The 17,057-nt window shown below is 40.4% G+C and carries 18 protein-coding genes; all 18 read right to left on the bottom strand.

Annotated elements, in window-relative coordinates:
• Positions 1 to 89 precede the first annotated feature (89 nt).
• Positions 90 to 713, bottom strand: a complete 624-nt coding sequence (hisIE, locus tag LIS78_RS25635; RefSeq protein WP_098602610.1) for a bifunctional phosphoribosyl-AMP cyclohydrolase/phosphoribosyl-ATP diphosphatase HisIE — start codon at positions 711 to 713, stop codon at positions 90 to 92.
• Complete coding sequence (hisF, locus tag LIS78_RS25640; protein WP_025752585.1) at positions 710 to 1,468, bottom strand: imidazole glycerol phosphate synthase subunit HisF; 759 nt, start codon at positions 1,466 to 1,468, stop codon at positions 710 to 712. The genes hisIE and hisF overlap by 4 nt, the downstream gene beginning before the upstream one ends.
• Positions 1,468 to 2,202 carry a 1-(5-phosphoribosyl)-5-[(5-phosphoribosylamino)methylideneamino]imidazole-4-carboxamide isomerase gene (gene hisA / locus LIS78_RS25645; protein WP_195781614.1) on the bottom strand — a complete coding sequence of 245 codons (735 nt, stop codon included), beginning with the start codon at positions 2,200 to 2,202 and terminating at the stop codon, positions 1,468 to 1,470. Before hisA ends, hisF begins: the two co-directional genes overlap by 1 nt.
• Positions 2,189 to 2,836: an imidazole glycerol phosphate synthase subunit HisH gene (hisH, locus tag LIS78_RS25650; RefSeq protein WP_195781613.1), complete on the bottom strand. Its 648-nt coding sequence runs from the start codon at positions 2,834 to 2,836 to the stop codon at positions 2,189 to 2,191. The genes hisA and hisH overlap by 14 nt, the downstream gene beginning before the upstream one ends.
• Positions 2,837 to 3,421 (bottom strand): imidazoleglycerol-phosphate dehydratase HisB, encoded by a 585-nt coding sequence (hisB, locus tag LIS78_RS25655; protein WP_013059719.1) that lies wholly within the window; start codon positions 3,419 to 3,421, stop codon positions 2,837 to 2,839.
• A 75-nt stretch (positions 3,422 to 3,496) separates the two neighbouring features.
• Positions 3,497 to 4,765: a histidinol dehydrogenase gene (gene hisD, locus LIS78_RS25660; protein WP_209150750.1), complete on the bottom strand. Its 1,269-nt coding sequence runs from the start codon at positions 4,763 to 4,765 to the stop codon at positions 3,497 to 3,499.
• 15 nt (positions 4,766 to 4,780) lie between these two features.
• Positions 4,781 to 5,413 carry an ATP phosphoribosyltransferase gene (gene hisG / locus LIS78_RS25665; RefSeq protein ID WP_013059721.1) on the bottom strand — a complete coding sequence of 211 codons (633 nt, stop codon included), beginning with the start codon at positions 5,411 to 5,413 and terminating at the stop codon, positions 4,781 to 4,783.
• A complete protein-coding gene (locus LIS78_RS25670) occupies positions 5,413 to 6,594 on the bottom strand; it encodes an ATP phosphoribosyltransferase regulatory subunit (protein ID WP_043977360.1) in 1,182 nt (393 codons plus the stop codon). Before LIS78_RS25670 ends, hisG begins: the two co-directional genes overlap by 1 nt.
• A gap of 183 nt (positions 6,595 to 6,777) precedes the next feature.
• A complete protein-coding gene (locus tag LIS78_RS25675) occupies positions 6,778 to 7,305 on the bottom strand; it encodes an acyltransferase (RefSeq protein ID WP_013059723.1) in 528 nt (175 codons plus the stop codon).
• Complete coding sequence (gene ppaX, locus LIS78_RS25680) at positions 7,302 to 7,949, bottom strand: pyrophosphatase PpaX (RefSeq protein ID WP_209150751.1); 648 nt, start codon at positions 7,947 to 7,949, stop codon at positions 7,302 to 7,304. Before ppaX ends, LIS78_RS25675 begins: the two co-directional genes overlap by 4 nt.
• Positions 7,950 to 8,009: 60 nt before the next feature.
• Positions 8,010 to 8,843: a prolipoprotein diacylglyceryl transferase gene (lgt, locus tag LIS78_RS25685; RefSeq protein WP_028412041.1), complete on the bottom strand. Its 834-nt coding sequence runs from the start codon at positions 8,841 to 8,843 to the stop codon at positions 8,010 to 8,012.
• 16 nt (positions 8,844 to 8,859) lie between these two features.
• Positions 8,860 to 9,795, bottom strand: coding sequence for an HPr(Ser) kinase/phosphatase (gene hprK, locus LIS78_RS25690; RefSeq protein ID WP_013059726.1), 936 nt, complete (start codon positions 9,793 to 9,795; stop codon positions 8,860 to 8,862).
• 191 nt (positions 9,796 to 9,986) lie between these two features.
• Positions 9,987 to 10,352, bottom strand: a complete 366-nt coding sequence (locus tag LIS78_RS25695; protein ID WP_013059727.1) for a phage holin family protein — start codon at positions 10,350 to 10,352, stop codon at positions 9,987 to 9,989.
• Positions 10,353 to 10,354: 2 nt separating this feature from the next.
• The gene (locus tag LIS78_RS25700; protein WP_013059728.1) at positions 10,355 to 10,549 is read right to left on the bottom strand and encodes a PspC domain-containing protein; all 195 of its coding nucleotides are present in this window, start codon (positions 10,547 to 10,549) and stop codon (positions 10,355 to 10,357) included.
• A 41-nt stretch (positions 10,550 to 10,590) separates the two neighbouring features.
• Positions 10,591 to 11,682 carry a DUF4097 family beta strand repeat-containing protein gene (locus tag LIS78_RS25705; RefSeq protein WP_057244835.1) on the bottom strand — a complete coding sequence of 364 codons (1,092 nt, stop codon included), beginning with the start codon at positions 11,680 to 11,682 and terminating at the stop codon, positions 10,591 to 10,593.
• Between the two features lie 38 nt (positions 11,683 to 11,720).
• Positions 11,721 to 12,032, bottom strand: a complete 312-nt coding sequence (locus tag LIS78_RS25710) for a hypothetical protein (RefSeq protein ID WP_014457822.1) — start codon at positions 12,030 to 12,032, stop codon at positions 11,721 to 11,723.
• Positions 12,033 to 12,119: 87 nt separating this feature from the next.
• A complete protein-coding gene (gene uvrA, locus LIS78_RS25715; protein WP_060745844.1) occupies positions 12,120 to 14,996 on the bottom strand; it encodes an excinuclease ABC subunit UvrA in 2,877 nt (958 codons plus the stop codon).
• 6 nt (positions 14,997 to 15,002) lie between these two features.
• Positions 15,003 to 16,982 carry an excinuclease ABC subunit UvrB gene (gene uvrB, locus LIS78_RS25720; protein ID WP_055991626.1) on the bottom strand — a complete coding sequence of 660 codons (1,980 nt, stop codon included), beginning with the start codon at positions 16,980 to 16,982 and terminating at the stop codon, positions 15,003 to 15,005.
• Positions 16,983 to 17,057: the final 75 nt, after the last annotated feature.

Here is a 17,057-nt window from a genome sequence, read left to right on the forward strand (position 1 = left end):
AGCATCCGTTTCTTGACGCAAATAAGAGAAGGTTTTGCCTCTTTTATCTAAAATGAGACAACTCCTTCTCTCCTTTCACTATGTGGCTATTAGCTAGAGTGACGCTCTTTTAATACTGATAGGACATCGTCTAAAGGCAGCTTTTGCTCACGAAGTAAAACAAGTACGTGGTACAATAAATCTGCAACTTCCCACTTCAGCTCATCATGGTCACGATTTTTTGCTGCAATAATCACTTCACCAGCTTCTTCTCCTACTTTTTTGAGGATTTTATCTACGCCTTTATCAAATAAGTACGTCGTATAAGCTCCTTCTGGCATTTCAGCTTCACGCTTAGCGATTACTTCTTCTAGCTCATTAATAATAGCAAACCGATTATCGTTTTGTTTATTTTCACCAAGAATTGTTTCATTAAAACAGCTGTAAGCCCCCGTATGACAAGCAGGACCTTGAGGCTCCACTTTTACAACAAGAGAATCAGCATCACAGTCATATGCCATGCTCACAATTTTTTGTGTGTTCCCAGAGGTTGCGCCCTTGTGCCACAACTCTTGTCGAGAACGGCTGTAAAACCATGTTTCACGTGTATCAATTGATTTTTGAAGTGATTCTTCGTTCATATAAGCCAATGTTAAAACTTCTTTGCTCACAGCGTCTTGTACAATAGCTGGTACAAGTCCACCACTGTTGAATTTAATGTTTTCAATCGTCATCGAATGCTCACTCCTTGTTGTTTTGCATAGCTTTTAATTTCTTTTACAGATGTTTCTTTATAGTGAAAGATCGAAGCCGCCAAAGCCGCGTCAGCTTCTCCTTTTTCAAACGCATCGACAAAATCTTGACCATTTCCTGCGCCGCCAGAAGCAATAACAGGAACGCTCACCGCTTGGCTGACTGCTTTGGTTAATGCTAAATCAAATCCTGACTTTTCGCCGTCTTTATCCATACTCGTTAACAAGATCTCACCCGCACCTCGCTTCACTGCTTCTCTTGCCCAGTCAATTACTTCCCAGTCCGTTGCGTTGCGGCCTCCGTGTGTATAGACTCGCCATGATTGTAAGCTTTCATCGTACTTAGCATCGATTGCTACCACAATACACTGAGCTCCAAAAAAGTCGGACCCTTCTGTAATCAGTGCTGGATTGAGTACGGCCGCTGTATTTAATGACACTTTGTCTGCACCAGCACGAAGCATTCTCTTCATATCTTCTAGTGCATTAATTCCTCCGCCCACCGTAAAAGGAATCGCTAGCTGAGATGCTACTTCTTCTACAACATGTACCATCGTTTTGCGTCCTTCATGAGAAGCAGAAATATCTAAAAAGACTAATTCGTCTGCGCCTTCTTCATCGTAAAATTTCGCCAACTCTACAGGATCTCCTGCATCTCGAAGTTCCACAAACTGAACTCCTTTTACCACGCGGCCGTCCTTTACATCTAAACAAGGAATGATTCGTTTTGTAATCATTAAGCTTTCACCTCTTGAAGTGCTTCAGCTACTGTAAACTTATTTGTATAAAGTGCTTTCCCTACAATCGCACCAATAACGCCGTCAGCTTCATATTTCTTTAGTGCATCTAGATCAGCAAGTTTACTAACTCCCCCTGATGCAATCACACCTTTTCCAGTAGCCCTAGCCATTTCAACAATTCCTTCCACATTAGGACCAGACAGCATACCATCCGTAGAGATATCCGTGAAAATAAATGTTTCCGCGCCAGCATTAGCCAATTCTTTTCCTAGTTCTGTCGCTTTGATTGTAGATGTTTCCACCCAGCCTTCCGTCGCAACATAGCCATCACGTGCATCAATACCAATAGCAATACGCGCACCATATTCCTTCAGCATTTTTTTCACAAATTCAGGATTAGAAATAGCTGCACTTCCTAAAATAACGCGGTCAATTCCGTTTTCTAAATAGTAAGCAACGTCAGCTTCTGAGCGAATGCCTCCTCCAATTTGCACACGTACATCTAATTTCTTTTTCACACCTAGCACAAATTCATCATTCACGCGCTTGGCCGCTTTTGCGCCGTCCAAATCAACCATGTGAATCCACTGAGCACCTTCACTTGCGAATTGTGTGGCCATATCTACCGGAGAATCTCCGTACACCGTTTCTTTTGTGTAATCTCCTTGAAGCAAACGGACGCACTTTCCTCCGCGCATATCAATGGCTGGATATATTTCAAATTTGCTCATACGATGGGCTCCTTTTCTCTACGAAGTTTGCATAATTTTGCAGCATTTGCATTCCGATTGCACTGCTTTTTTCAGGGTGGAATTGAGTGCCAAATACGTGTTCTTTTCCAACAACTGCTGGAACTTCAACATCATAAGGACTTGTTGCTAAAAGCACGTCTTGGTCATTTGTTTTTACGTAATAAGAGTGAACAAAGTACACGTGGCCTTCACTGATTCCATCAAGCAGAGCAGACTGCTGATGAAAATCTAAAGAGTTCCAGCCCATATGCGGGACTTTATATGTCTGTCCTTCGGCAGTAATGCCGGGAATACGCTCGACTCTCCCTTTTAACAGTTCCAGCCCTTTTGTTACGCCGTTCTCATCGCTTTCTTCAAATAACAGCTGCATACCTAAACAAATTCCAAGCAAAGGCATTCCTTTTGATACTTCTTCTTTAATAAAGTCCGTCAGCTTTGTTTGATTCAGCTGTTCCATCGCATCTTTGAATGCTCCAACTCCAGGAAGAATCAGTCCTTTTGCCTTTCTTAGTTCTGCAGGATCTGCGGAGATAATATAGTCATAGTTTAATCGTTCAAGAGCTTTACTTACGCTGTATAAGTTTCCCATCCCATAGTCAATAATGCCAATCATTTACAACATCCCTTTCGTCGAAGGCACACCTTTGACACGCGGATCAATCGTTGTCGCTTCGTCCAAAGCACGTGCTAATGCCTTAAATACCGCTTCAATAATGTGGTGTGTATTTTTACCGTAGTGTACGATTACATGTACATTCATGCGAGATTCTAATGCAAATTTCCATAAAAATTCATACACAAGCTCTGTATCAAATGTACCGACGCGCGACGCGGGAATGTCACCTTTAAATTCAAAATGAGGACGATTGCTTAAATCTACTACAACTTGAGCCAACGCGTCATCCATTGGTACAAAAGCATTTCCATAGCGTTTAATTCCCTTTTTATCACCGAGCGCTTCTTTGAACGTTTGACCAAGGCAAATACCGATATCTTCCGTTGTATGGTGATCATCAATCTCCGTGTCTCCATCTGCTTTTACATCAAGGTTAAACTGTCCGTGTTTTGTAAATAAATCGAGCATATGATTTAAAAAAGGAACGCCTGTATCAATGTTCGCTTTTCCTTCTCCATCGATTCCAATCGCTAATGCAATATCCGTTTCGTTTGTTGTACGTTTAATACTTGACTCTCTCATTGTGAAACTCCTTTCAACTGTGCATGTAATAAGTAAAGAAAACAACATTTCTACTCTTTTCTTTTAATCTCCACCTTATTTTTTAAAGCGTTCTTCAACCGCCCTTGCATGAGCTTCTAGCCCTTCTAAACGAGCAAACGCTGCGATTTTCGAGACATTTTTCTGCAGGGCTTGTTGGCTGTATGAAATGATGCTAGACTTCTTCACAAATGAATCAACTGATAAAGGACTTGAGAATTTTGCTGTCCCATTTGTTGGAAGAACATGGTTTGGTCCCGCGAAATAATCGCCAACAGGTTCTGAGCTGTATCTTCCTAGAAAAATAGCACCGGCATGACGAATGGAACCTAAAAGTTCAAGTGGACTTTCAGTCATAATTTCTAAATGCTCAGGAGCTAATTGATTAACAGCCTCAATCGCTTCTTCTAATGACCCGGTCACATAAATAGCGCCATGGTTATCAATAGAAGGTTTTGCAATTTCTTTACGAGGTAAAGATTCTACTTGTCTTTCCACTTCTTCTTTAACAGCTTCGGCTAATTTCATAGAAGGTGTAACTAAAATACTTGAAGCTAATTTGTCATGTTCTGCTTGAGACAATAAATCAGCGGCCACTTCGTTCGGCTTAGCCTTATCGTCTGCTAGTACGACAATTTCACTAGGTCCAGCAATTGAGTCAATGTCTACTAAGCCATATACTTCTCGTTTCGCTAATGCAACAAAGATATTACCAGGCCCTACAATTTTATCGACGGGTTGAATTGTTTCTGTTCCATAGGCAAGTGCTCCTACTGCCTGAGCTCCCCCTACTTTATAAATCTCTTTGACCCCAAGCTCACTCGCTGCTACCACTACTCCAGCAGGAAGCGCGCCGTCTTTTCCTGGAGGTGAAACCATCACGATACGTTTTACACCTGCCACTTGAGCAGGAATGACATTCATTAAAACGGAAGAAGGATACGCCGCAAGGCCTCCCGGTACATAAACACCTACTGCATCTAAAGGCGTTACTTTCTGCCCTAAAATGGTGCCGTCTTCTTTTGTTGTCATCCAAGACTGCTCGACCATTCTTTCGTGGTAATCACGAATGTTGTCAGCAGCTTCACGAATGATTGACAGCATATCTGAATCAACCAGCTCATAAGCACGCTTCTTTTCTTGTTCTGTCACAAGCAAAGAAGAAAGCTCAACGCCGTCAAATTGGGCTGTATACCTTTTTAAAGCTTCGTCTTTTTGCTCTTGCACCTGCTTTAAAATATTTACGACAATTTCTCTTTGAGCACTCGTCCCTTGATCAATCGTACGCTTTAAGCTCACTTGTTCTGTTACACGTGTAATTTTCAATGTATGTCACCTCTTTTATACAGGTTGAACCACTTGGGCTAAACGATTCACTAAATCATCAATTCGTTCGTCTTTTAAACGATAGCTCACAGGGTTCACAATCAAACGCGATGTAATATCTTCAATGTGCTCCAATTCAACAAGTCCGTTCTCTTTTAGTGTTTGTCCCGTTGATACAATATCAACGATCCGATCAGCAAGGCCGATTAAAGGCGCTAATTCAATCGAACCATTCAATTTAATAATTTCTACTTGCTCTCCTTGCTCCCTGAAATAAGTAGATGCTACATTTGGATATTTGGTTGCCACTTTTTGAGCAATTTCTGATTTTTTAGCATTAGGCAAACCGGCAACGGCCAGATGACATTTACTAATATTTAAATCCAACAGCTCATATACATCTCGTTCTTCTTCTAACATTACGTCTTTGCCTGCAATACCAAGATCCGCTACTCCGTATTCTACATAAGTAGTAACGTCCATTGGTTTTGCTAAAATAAAGCGCATGTTCTCTTCAGGAATGTCTACAATCAGCTTGCGCGAATCGTCAAATTCTGGCGGCAATTGAAAGTCTGCTTGACGCAAAAGTTCAGCTGCTTCTTCAAAAATACGTCCTTTTGGCATTGCAATTGTTAATAGTTCACTCATTATTGTCCCCCCTTGCCTCGTTTTCCAATTAGAAACGTGACTTCTTCAAACTGTGCAGTAAATACATCAACATCATCAACGCCTGCAATTTCCTGAGTCACTACCCGGTATCCTTGCTTGCGCTGTTCAGCAGCTAAAGCTAATGCCTCATCTAAACGCTCTTGACTATATAATATGCCGTATACTGCTGAAGGCTCATATACTTCTTCGCCCAGCGCTTCAATTAAGCGGTCGAGCTGAATTCCAAATCCTGTAGCTGGTGTTTTAGACGCAAATTTTTCAAGAAGCTGGTCATAACGTCCTCCATTACCGATATGGAAACCAACGTTTTCAGCAAAGACTTCAAATAAAATACCTGTGTAATAGCTCATATGACTGACTAAGTTAAAATCAATTTTAATTTCATCCGTTACACCGTACGCATCAAGCATATTCCATAGCTTTTTCAAATCACCGGCGGCTTTTTTACCAGCTTCGTTCTCAACTAGTTCAACCGCTTCTTCAATCTTCTTTTCATCTCCGCGCAGGTTAAGCAGCTGAAGGAGACGCTGTTTATCAATAGAAGATAGATTCAAATCTTTTACATGATTACGATAGCCCACGTAATTTTTCTCATATAAAAAGCGGCGAAGCACGTTAGCACGTTCTTCATTTCCGACAATTTCTAAAAAAAGCGAATTAACAAACCCGATGTGGCCAATTGCCACTTTAAATGATTTAAGTCCCGCTCTTTTTAAGGCGCCGATCATGAGAGCAATGACTTCAGCATCGCTGCTCATCGTAGCGTCTCCAATTAGCTCAACGCCTATTTGTTCAAACTCCGCCGGGCGGCCACCCTCACGCTGCTGAGCTCGGAATACATTTGCTTCATAAGCTAAGCGCAAAGGAGAATTATTTAAAAGTTTTGAAGCGGCCACACGTGCAAATGGCGTTGTTACATCCGGTCGCAGCACAAGCGTATGCCCTTCTTTATCTAAAAGTTTAAACAATTGTTGATCTAAAATAGCTGATGCGCTTCCTACCGTCTCGTAGTATTCCACAGTAGGCGTTGCCATATATTGATAGCCCCAGCTGCTGATTTCATCTGCTAGCTGATTGCGAACTTGTTTTTTTCTTTCAAAAAGAGCTGGCAGGGTATCTCTCATTCCAAGGGGTTTTTCAAACATAAATAACTTTGACATTCCGACACGTCCTTTAAGCTTGATTTTATCTATTAAGGAACCATTGATAGGTTGATTTCACTTTATCACGCTAATGCATTAGCGAAATAACAAATTAAAGTTATTGATAGTTTACACCCGATAAAGTCAGCCGTCAACCGCCAGCTGTTCAAATTTACAAAAAAAACCACAGCTTAGTTCTTGCTAAGTTGTGGCTTTAGGTTCTGCTTCCCTGCGCTTTTCCATTTCTTCTTTTGTATAGATGACACGCATAGGGTTACCTCCAACAAAGAAACCGGGTGCTACATCTTTATGAACCACCGTTCCAGCCGCTACAACCGCTTCATTGCCTATTGTTACACCTGGAAGGATGGTGCTATTTGCTCCAATCATCACTTCATCCCCAATGATGACATCTCCAAGACGATATTCCGTTATCAGATATTCATGAGCGAGAATAGTTGTATTGTATCCGATGACCGTATTGCGTCCTACTTGTATTTTTTCAGGAAACATAATATCGAGCATCACCATAAGGGCAAAGGATGTTTGAGGTCCTACTTTCATCCCTAAGCACGCTTTGTACAGCCAGTTTTTCATCGAAAGAAAAGGCGTATAACGAGCGCATTGAATGATTAGGAAGTTGCGCACTACTTTCCAAAAAGGCACGGTCTTATAGACATGCCAAAGGGAATTAGCTCCTTTAACCGGATAGCGCGTCGTTTTTCTCACTGACGTTCTCCTTTTAATATATCAATTAAATCCGTCATATTCTCTAAAATAATATCAGGATTATAATAAGCGATATGATCTCTTCCTTTTGCACTCCAAGCAACTCCAGCTGTTTTCGTATAAGCTCTTTGGCCAGAAACGATGTCGTGATGGTTATCTCCCACCATCAGCGCTTCTTCAGGTTTAGCATCAAGCAGCTTCAGTGCTTTTTCTACTGGCTCAGGATGCGGCTTTGCATTTGTTACGTCTTCAATTGCAACAATTGTATCAAAGAACTGATCTAACTTTGTTAACTTAAGCCCCATCATGACCGTATTTCTTTGCTTTGTTGTGACAATACCTAATTTATAATCCTGCTCGTGCAGCCATTTAACTGTTTCAAGTACGCCTTCAAATTCTTTAACAAGCAAATCGTGATTGGCTAGATTATGCGTGCGATACATCTCAATCATTTCGTTTACTTTCGTTTTATCCATTTCTACAAACGTGTCGTATAAAGGAGGTCCCATAAACTGTAAAATATCTTCACGAGTATATTGTTCAGGATAATAGTGATTAAGCGTATGAGTAAACGAGGCAATAATTAATTCATTTGTATCAATTAACGTACCGTCTAAATCAAACAAAACCGTATTAATCGTCATTATTCATTTCCTTCCCTTGCGTCAAATCAAGTTTGTGTAAACCTTGTAGCTTTTCTTCATTTACGCCTTAGATTGCGCTTCTTCATTCTCTAAGTATTTCTGTTTACTCATTCCCGTCACGCGGCGGATAATAATTAAAATAATGGCTATTACAATCAGTGCAAGTGAAACAACTTGAGCGATTCTGAGTGTATGCGTCAGCATTAAGCTATCCGTGCGAAGCCCTTCTACAAAGAAGCGTCCAACTGAGTACCAGATTAAATAAGATAAGAAAATTTCTCCTTTTCGCAGACTGGTGCGGCGAAGTACCATCAACAAGATAAATCCGGCAAAATCCCATAATGATTCGTATAAAAACGTAGGATGATAATATGTACCGTTAATATACATTTGGTTAATAATAAAATTTGGAAGGTGCAACCCTTCTAAAAAAGCACGGGTAACCGGCCCCCCGTGTGCCTCTTGATTCATAAAGTTTCCCCAGCGCCCAATGGCTTGGCCAAGGATTAAACTAGGCGCAGCAATATCAGCCAACTTCCAAAATGAAATCTTTTTTACTTTCGAATACACAATGGCAGTTAATACGCCTCCGATTAAGCCACCATGAATGGCAATCCCCCCTTGCCAAATCTGAGGTATTTCATTTAAATGCTTTGAATAGTATCCCCATTCAAAGGATACATAATAAATTCGTGCACAAATAATAGCTATTGGCACAGCAAATAAGATAAGATCAACAAATGTATCTTTTGATAAGCCTCTTCTTACGCTTTCTCTGGTCGCAATATAAAGACCTAATAGAACACCTGCACCGATAATTACGCCGTACCAGTAGACCGTTAGAGGGCCAATTTCAAGGAAAACGCGATCTAACGGCTGAATAGTTGCTTCCACAAGTTAACACCCTTTCTTATAAATCTTCACGATCTCCTTCTTCAATTACATCTGTTAGACGTGCAGAAAATTGTTCTGCTGCGTTAATACCCATACGCTTTAAGCGGAAGTTCATTGCTGCCACTTCAATGATAACAGCTAAGTTTCGTCCCGGACGTACTGGCAATGTAATTTTTGTAACGTCTGTATCAATAATTTTCATTTTATCTTCTTCTAAACCAAGGCGATCATAATGTTTCTGCTGATCCCATGTCTCTAACTGAATAACAAGTGAAATTCGCTTATAGCTTCGTACAGCTCCTGCGCCGAATAGCGTCATCACATTGATGATCCCTAGTCCTCGAATTTCAAGCAAATGCTCGATTAAACCAGGCGCGTTTCCTACAAGCGTGTCTTGATCTTCTTGACGGATTTCCACACAGTCATCGGCTACTAGGCGATGTCCCCTCTTAACAAGCTCTAGAGCTGTTTCACTTTTACCAACGCCGCTTTTTCCCATGATTAATACACCAATTCCGTATATATCAACTAATACGCCGTGCAGGGCAGTAGTAGGTGCTAGCCGGCTTTCAAGAAAATTCGTTAAATGGCTGGAAAGTCGCGTTGTTTTAAAGCTTGAACGCAGCACAGGAACTGATTCACGCTCTGAAGCTTCGATAAGTTCTTTCGGTACATCCATTTCGCGCGAAACAATGATAGCCGGCGTGATATCTGTACACATCTTTTCCATTCGAACTTTTTTTTGTTCATCATCTAACTGTTTAAAAAATGATAGTTCTGTTTTACCTAACAGCTGGATACGTTCTGCTGGGTAATATGTAAAATAACCTGCCATTTCAATACCTGGACGTGAAATATCACTCGTTGAAATAGGGCGGTCGATTCCTTCTTCTCCGCTAATAAGCTCTAATTTAAATTTCTCAATGATGTCTTTTGTACGTACTTTAACCACCGTGCATCCTCCTTTTATGAACAGTCATATACCTGTTCATGTCTACAGTATATCCAACTCTCGCTTTTATGTCGCGTTTGGTTCTACTAGCCTTTTTATTTTATCATTAATACGGAAAGAAAAGAAAAAAAAGATGGCATAGGCTGCATCGCCTTACCATCTTTTTTAGAAAATTAAATATTGCAAGAAAGTTATCTTCTATTTTGAAGCGGTTCAACAATCACTCGTTGAATAAGCGCATTTAAAAGCGACATGATTACTGAGGCTAAAAGCGCTGTACCAAACCCGTCAATATTAAAAGAATCTCCCATAACACTTTGTGTAATCATCAGCGTAATGGCATTAATGACGAATAAAAATAGGCCAAGCGTAAGAAATGTCACCGGCAGGGTAAGTAAAATTAAAATCGGCTTAACAAACACATTCAAAATCGATAGAATCAAGCTCGCGATAATAGCTGCACTGACTGATTCTAAGTGAAAGGTGTCGATATAACCTGCGATTACGATTAATACGAGGGCATTGATTAAAATACTAATGATTCCACGCAATAACATTTTTAGAAATCTCCTTCTTCATTTGGAACTAAAAACACAAAAATCATATATAAAATGACCGGGGTACCTACTGTAAAAAATAAACTGATGATAAACAATACGCGCAGTAGTGAAGCATCTATTCCGATATACTGAGAAATACCGCCGATAACACCCGCAAGCTTGCGATTTGTTCGCGAACGATACAACTTTCGCACGTTAATCATCTCCTTTGCTTTTTTACTAAAACAAGCGTTTTCTATTTTATAACAATTGAGCCCGTTTTGGATTCAGCTAACAATTTATAGCCTTTAGGCGAAGCGACATTGGCTTTGAAACGAAGTTGTTTCATCACCGTTTCTTTTTTCTCATCTACTATTTCCATCTCAGGAAGTGTACATGTAAAATTCCCAAAGTTAGATTTCAAATCTCCATCAACGGAGAGGTGGGGCGGCGTATAGAGCGTAATGCTCCCCGTAGTCGTTTTGAAAAATGCTTTTTCAATGCGCTCTCCTTTTAAATACGTATCAATATCTCCGTTAAATGTTTGAACGTCAATTTTCTTTGTGTCCCCATCAAATTTAACCGTTCCATTGATTGTTTCAAGCTCACATTTTGAAGCGAGTATTCGAGAAAGTTCCATATGCCCATTTGATGTCTCCATTTCAAGAGAATGGCTATTCACATCGTAAAAGCGGATGGTACCATTAGCTGTTTTGGCTTTCAGGTCTCGTACGCTTAGTCTTTCCCCATCGATTGAACCATTAAACATACGGAGCTTGACGCGTTCATATTCCATTTCTGGAATATAAATAATCGCTTTCACCTTCATTTGCTTTTGCTGAATTGCAAAGCGCAATTTGCCATTTTCAATGGAAAATGCCGTATGCTGCAAGAAAGTGCGGCGCGCTTCATCCGAATTCTCTACTTTGTAGATAGCAGCTTCACACTCTATTCGTACTTCTGTACTCCCCCAAGGTCGGAGTTGGACGCTTCCATTTGCTAAATCTACATCAATCTCTTGAATATATGCTTCTGATTGTTGAAAGATGTGCTGAACGTCAATCGAAGGACCAAAGTTAAAATCTAAATCTCCTTCTTTTACTTTTTTTACCGTTTGATCTACAAATGTAAATAATTTTTCCTTTAAAGAGCTTTGAGATGACTTAGAAGCGTACGTTTTTTTCTGTTTTCCTCCTACATAAGGGGATAGCTCAGCTTTATCAGGCGTAGCATAGGAAGAATCATTAGCTGAGTCTTTTTCCAGTGAATTTAGCAAAGTTAAAGCCTCATCTACGCTAAGTTTTCCTTCTTCTACCATCTGTAAAATTTGTTTGCGCTTTTCACTCATACGTTCCATCTCCTCTTTACGTTTTAGTCATTTAACTTTTATCTGCTTAATATTTGTATCCCTTTTACAATATTCCATACAAATACAACAACATTAACTAAAGAAACAACAACTAAAGCTACAATTAAAAGAATAAATACCGTTCCACTAGAGCCAGTAAGAGCAGGAAGCAAGAAGAATAAGAACAAGATCGCTGTAGCGATAGGTAATAAATGTGACAAAAATGCAGTTTTTGCATGTTTCTTTACTTCTATGTTATGAACAACAAAATAAATAATAATAGGTAATAAAAATGGTGCAAAGAAAACGCTAAAATAATTTAAGGAAGATAGTACGCGATTTCCTTCCATAATAATCAACTCCTTATATCATGTATTACGGTTTAATGAGTTAAAAAGTTTCATTCTTTATAAAAAAGACACCAATGCTGGTGTCTTTTAACGAGTTAATGCCTCTGCTTTTTCAACTTTTTTCTCCATACGCTTACGGTCACGTTCTAAAATTGGCTTCAAATAATGACCCGTATAGGATTCTTTTACTTTTGCCACTTCTTCTGGCGTACCCGTAGCCACAATTTGTCCGCCTTTATCTCCACCTTCAGGCCCTAAATCAAGCAGGTAATCAGCAGCTTTGATGACGTCTAAATTATGTTCGATCACTAGAACCGTATCTCCATTTTCAACTAAACGCTGGAGCACTTTTAATAATCGTGCAATATCATCGACATGAAGACCGGTAGTCGGTTCGTCTAAAATGTACAGCGTTCTTCCTGTTGAGCGGCGGTGAAGCTCTGAAGCTAACTTTACACGCTGTGCCTCTCCACCGGATAAAGTAGTAGCCGGCTGTCCAAGCGTGATATAACCAAGTCCTACATCGTAAATTGTCTGCAGCTTCCGCTTAATCTTTGGAATGTTTTCAAAGAAGTGAAGCGCGTCTTCAACCGTCATATCCAACACATCTGAAATGTTTTGATCTTTGTATTTCACTTCTAAAGTTTCACGATTATATCGTTTTCCGTGGCAGACTTCACAAGGGACGTATACATCTGGCAAGAAATGCATTTCAATTTTAATAATACCGTCTCCTCGACAAGCTTCACAACGGCCGCCTTTCACGTTAAAGCTAAAACGGCCTTTTTTATATCCGCGCACTTTTGCTTCGTTTGTTTGGGCAAATACATCTCGAATGTCATCGAATACACCTGTATACGTTGCAGGGTTCGAACGAGGCGTACGGCCTATTGGAGACTGATCAATATCAATGACTTTATCTAAGTGTTCAATGCCTTTGATTTCTTTATGTTCTCCTGCTTTGCTTTTTGCTTTATGCAGCTTTTGCGCCAATGATTTGTGAAGGATATCATTTACAAGCGTACTCTTACCTGATCCAGATACACCTGTAACAGCCGTGAACATACCTAACGGAAGCTTTGCTTTTACATTTTTTAAATTGTTTTCTTTTGCTCCTATAATTTCAATCATCCGATCTTTATCTATTGACCGTCTTTCTGCTGGAAGAGGAATAAACTTCTCTCCTGATAGATATTGACCCGTTAAAGAGTTTTCATCCTCCATCACTTCCTGAGGCGTACCTTGAGAAACAACGGCACCCCCGTGTACGCCGGCTCCTGGTCCGATATCAATTAAATAATCAGCTGCCATCATCGTATCTTCGTCATGTTCTACAACAATCAACGTATTTCCAATGTCGCGCATATCTTGCATTGTGCGAATTAAGCGATCATTGTCACGTTGATGAAGACCGATAGAAGGTTCATCTAAAATATAAAGAACCCCCGTCAAGCGAGAACCAATTTGAGTAGCCAAACGGATCCGCTGTGCTTCTCCTCCTGAAAGAGTTCCAGCAGAGCGGTTCAATGTTAAATAATCAAGTCCCACGTTAATGAGAAAGCTTAGACGCTCACGAATTTCACGCAGTATCATATCCGCAATCTTCATGTCTTTTTCAGATAGGCTGAGACTTTCAAAAAAATCATATGCTTCTTTTACTGAAAAGCGTGTTGTATCTCCTATATGCTTTTCGTCAATAAGCACCGCTAAGCTTTCGCGTTTTAAGCGATTTCCTTTACATTTTGGACAAGCTTGCTGAGCCATGTACTTTTCCATTTGCTCACGGATATAATCTGAACTTGTTTCATGATAACGGCGTTCTACGTTCCGAAGCACGCCTTCAAATTCGATATGATTTTCTCTTACTTGGCCAAAATCATTTTCATAGCGAAAGTAAATTTTTTCTTTACCGCTGCCATATAATACTTTATCAAATAAATGTTCCGGGATATCTCGCACCGGCACGTCCATATCGATGCCGTAATGTGTACATACGGCTTCAAGCAGCTGCGGGTAGTATTGAGAACTTGTTGGCTCCCAAGGTGCAATTGCGTGCTGACGAAGCGTTAAGTCATAGTTAGGAATAACTAAATCTTTATCTACTTCCAATTTCGTTCCTAACCCGTCACACGTTGGACACGCCCCGTACGGACTATTAAATGAAAACATGCGGGGCTCAAGTTCTCCAATGGAGAAACCACATTTTGGACAAGCATGATGCTCACTAAAAAGCAGTTCTTCTTCACCTATCACGTCAATAATTACTTTCCCTTCTCCAAGGCGAAGAGCTGATTCCAAAGAGTCCGACAAACGAGCGGCTACACCTTCTTTTACAACAACGCGATCAATCACTACTTCAATGGAGTGCTTTTTGTTTTTTTCCAGTTCAATTTCTTCTGTTATTTCACGCATTTCTCCGTCTACTCGAATGCGAACGTACCCTTCCTTTTTAATATCTTCTAATACTTTTACGTGGGTGCCTTTTCGGCCAGATACCACAGGGGCCAGTACTTGAAGTTTTGTGCGTTCAGGGTACTCTAAAATTCTATCTACCATTTGCTCAATCGTTTGAGACGTAATTTCAATTCCATGATTAGGACAAATCGGCTTTCCTACACGAGCAAACAAAAGGCGCAAATAGTCATAGATTTCGGTCACAGTTCCGACGGTTGAACGAGGGTTTCGGCTCGTTGTTTTTTGATCGATTGAAATAGCAGGCGACAATCCTTCGATCGAATCTACATCGGGCTTATCCATTTGACCTAAAAACTGTCTTGCATATGCCGAAAGCGACTCGACATAACGTCTTTGTCCTTCTGCATAGATTGTATCGAAAGCCAAAGAAGATTTACCAGAACCTGATAACCCTGTTAACACCACTAATTTGTCTCGTGGGATTTCAATATCGATATTTTTCAAATTGTGGGCTCGTGCACCTTTTACCACGATTTTTTCCATCGCCATGTTTTATCACCCTTCCGCTTTTAATTCTAGAATCAAGTCACGAAGCTCAGCTGCGCGTTCAAAGTTAAGCGCTTTGGCTGCTTCTTTCATTTCTTGTTCCATTTCTTCTACGAGCTTTGCTTTTTCTTTTTTGTTGAGCTTATCAAATGCCGGTGCTTCTTCATACGTTTCTGTATCTTCTGCTACTACTGTTGCACGAATTGAGCCTCGAACTTCTTTTTGAATCGTTGTTGGTGTAATACCATGCTCTTCATTGTAAGCTTCTTGAATACTTCTACGACGCTTGGTCTCATTGATAGCAATGTCCATGGAGTTTGTGATGCGATCTGCATACATAATGACATGTCCATTAGCATTTCGCGCAGCACGTCCGATGGTTTGAATAAGCGATCGTTCTGAACGCAAGAATCCTTCTTTATCCGCGTCTAATATGGTTACTAACGAAACTTCCGGAATATCTAAACCTTCACGAAGTAAGTTAATTCCTACAAGCACATCGTATTTTCCAAGCCGCAGCTCTCGGATAATTTCAATACGCTCGAGCGTCTTCACCTCAGAGTGAAGATATTGAACTTTAATGCCGATTTCTTTTAAGTAGTTCGTTAAATCCTCAGACATTTTCTTTGTTAACGTCGTAACGAGTACTCGTTCATTTCGCTTAATCCGGTCGTGAATTTCTCCAATTAAATCGTCAATCTGCCCTTCAATTGGTCGAACTTCAATATTTGGATCCAATAATCCCGTTGGACGGATAATTTGTTCAATCACATCAGGTGCCTTCTCAAGTTCGTAAGGACCTGGTGTTGCGGAAACATGAACAATTTGGTTAATATGCTGTTCAAATTCATCAAATTTAAGCGGGCGGTTATCTAATGCGGACGGCAGGCGGAAACCATGGTCCACTAACACTTGTTTACGCGCTTGGTCTCCATTATACATTCCTCTAACTTGAGGAATCGTAACGTGTGATTCATCCACAACAAGAAGGAAATCTTCCGGGAAGAAGTCCAGCAGTGTATAAGGTGTAGAACCAGCGGGACGAAGCGTTAAATGACGAGAGTAGTTCTCGATTCCCGAACAAAAGCCCATTTCTCTCATCATTTCTAGGTCGTAGCGCGTGCGCTGCTCCAAGCGCTGCGCTTCTAAAAGCTTTCCTGCTTCTTTTAGCTTCTCTAGCTGTTCTTCTAATTCTTTTTCAATGTTTTGAATGGCAACACGCATTTTTTCTTCTCTCGTGACGAAGTGAGATGCCGGGAAGATAGCTACATGTTCACGATCTCCAATAATTTCTCCTGTTAGAGCGTCAACTTCTCGAATGCGGTCAATTTCATCCCCGAAAAACTCGACGCGAATACAGTGTTCATCTCGAGATACAGGAAAAATCTCCACAACATCACCGCGAACGCGAAACGTTCCGCGCTTAAAGTCAATATCATTTCTTTCGTACTGTACATCCACTAGCGTACGAAGCAGCTGATTGCGCTCTTTTTCCATTCCTACTCGAAGAGATACGACCATTTCTTTGTATTCTTCCGGAGACCCTAATCCATAAATACAGGACACGCTGGCAATAATAATGACATCTTTTCGTTCAAAAAGAGCAGAAGTTGCCGAGTGACGAAGTTTATCAATTTCATCATTAATGCTTGCATCTTTTTCAATAAATGTATCTGTTTGAGGTACATAAGCTTCAGGCTGATAGTAATCGTAGTAACTGACAAAGTATTCGACTGCGTTATTGGGGAAAAACTCTTTAAACTCACTGTACAATTGACCAGCAAGCGTTTTGTTATGAGCCATAATTAATGTCGGCTTATTTATTTCCTTAATAACATTAGACATGGTGAAGGTTTTTCCCGTTCCTGTAGCACCTAACAAAACTTGATGCTGCTTACCTTCTTTAATTCCTTTCACAATCTTTTCAATTGCCTTTGGCTGATCACCTTGCGGTTGATATGGGGATACTAATTCAAACTGATCTTTCAAATGAAGGCCTCCGTTTCCATTTTCTTGTTTTATCTATTTTTTATTACGATATGTAAAAACCGAAAACACGAACTG

Source organism: Priestia megaterium (genome assembly GCF_023824195.1).
Classification (GTDB): Bacteria; Bacillota; Bacilli; order Bacillales; family Bacillaceae_H; genus Priestia; species Priestia megaterium_D.

What these genes read in the sequence shown, in the direction of transcription:
- hisIE (WP_098602610.1), bottom strand. Translation starts at nt 713, where the DNA reads ATGACGATTGAAAACATTAAATTCAACAGTGGTGGACTTGTACCAGCT.
- hisF (WP_025752585.1), bottom strand. Translation starts at nt 1,468, where the DNA reads ATGATTACAAAACGAATCATTCCTTGTTTAGATGTAAAGGACGGCCGC.
- hisA (WP_195781614.1), bottom strand. Translation starts at nt 2,202, where the DNA reads ATGAGCAAATTTGAAATATATCCAGCCATTGATATGCGCGGAGGAAAG.
- hisH (WP_195781613.1), bottom strand. Translation starts at nt 2,836, where the DNA reads ATGATTGGCATTATTGACTATGGGATGGGAAACTTATACAGCGTAAGT.
- hisB (WP_013059719.1), bottom strand. Translation starts at nt 3,421, where the DNA reads ATGAGAGAGTCAAGTATTAAACGTACAACAAACGAAACGGATATTGCA.
- hisG (WP_013059721.1), bottom strand. Translation starts at nt 5,413, where the DNA reads ATGAGTGAACTATTAACAATTGCAATGCCAAAAGGACGTATTTTTGAA.
- LIS78_RS25670 (WP_043977360.1), bottom strand. Translation starts at nt 6,594, where the DNA reads ATGTCAAAGTTATTTATGTTTGAAAAACCCCTTGGAATGAGAGATACC.
- ppaX (WP_209150751.1), bottom strand. Translation starts at nt 7,949, where the DNA reads ATGACGATTAATACGGTTTTGTTTGATTTAGACGGTACGTTAATTGAT.
- LIS78_RS25695 (WP_013059727.1), bottom strand. Translation starts at nt 10,352, where the DNA reads ATGTTATTGCGTGGAATCATTAGTATTTTAATCAATGCCCTCGTATTA.
- LIS78_RS25705 (WP_057244835.1), bottom strand. Translation starts at nt 11,682, where the DNA reads ATGAGTGAAAAGCGCAAACAAATTTTACAGATGGTAGAAGAAGGAAAA.
- LIS78_RS25710 (WP_014457822.1), bottom strand. Translation starts at nt 12,032, where the DNA reads ATGGAAGGAAATCGCGTACTATCTTCCTTAAATTATTTTAGCGTTTTC.
- uvrA (WP_060745844.1), bottom strand. Translation starts at nt 14,996, where the DNA reads ATGGCGATGGAAAAAATCGTGGTAAAAGGTGCACGAGCCCACAATTTG.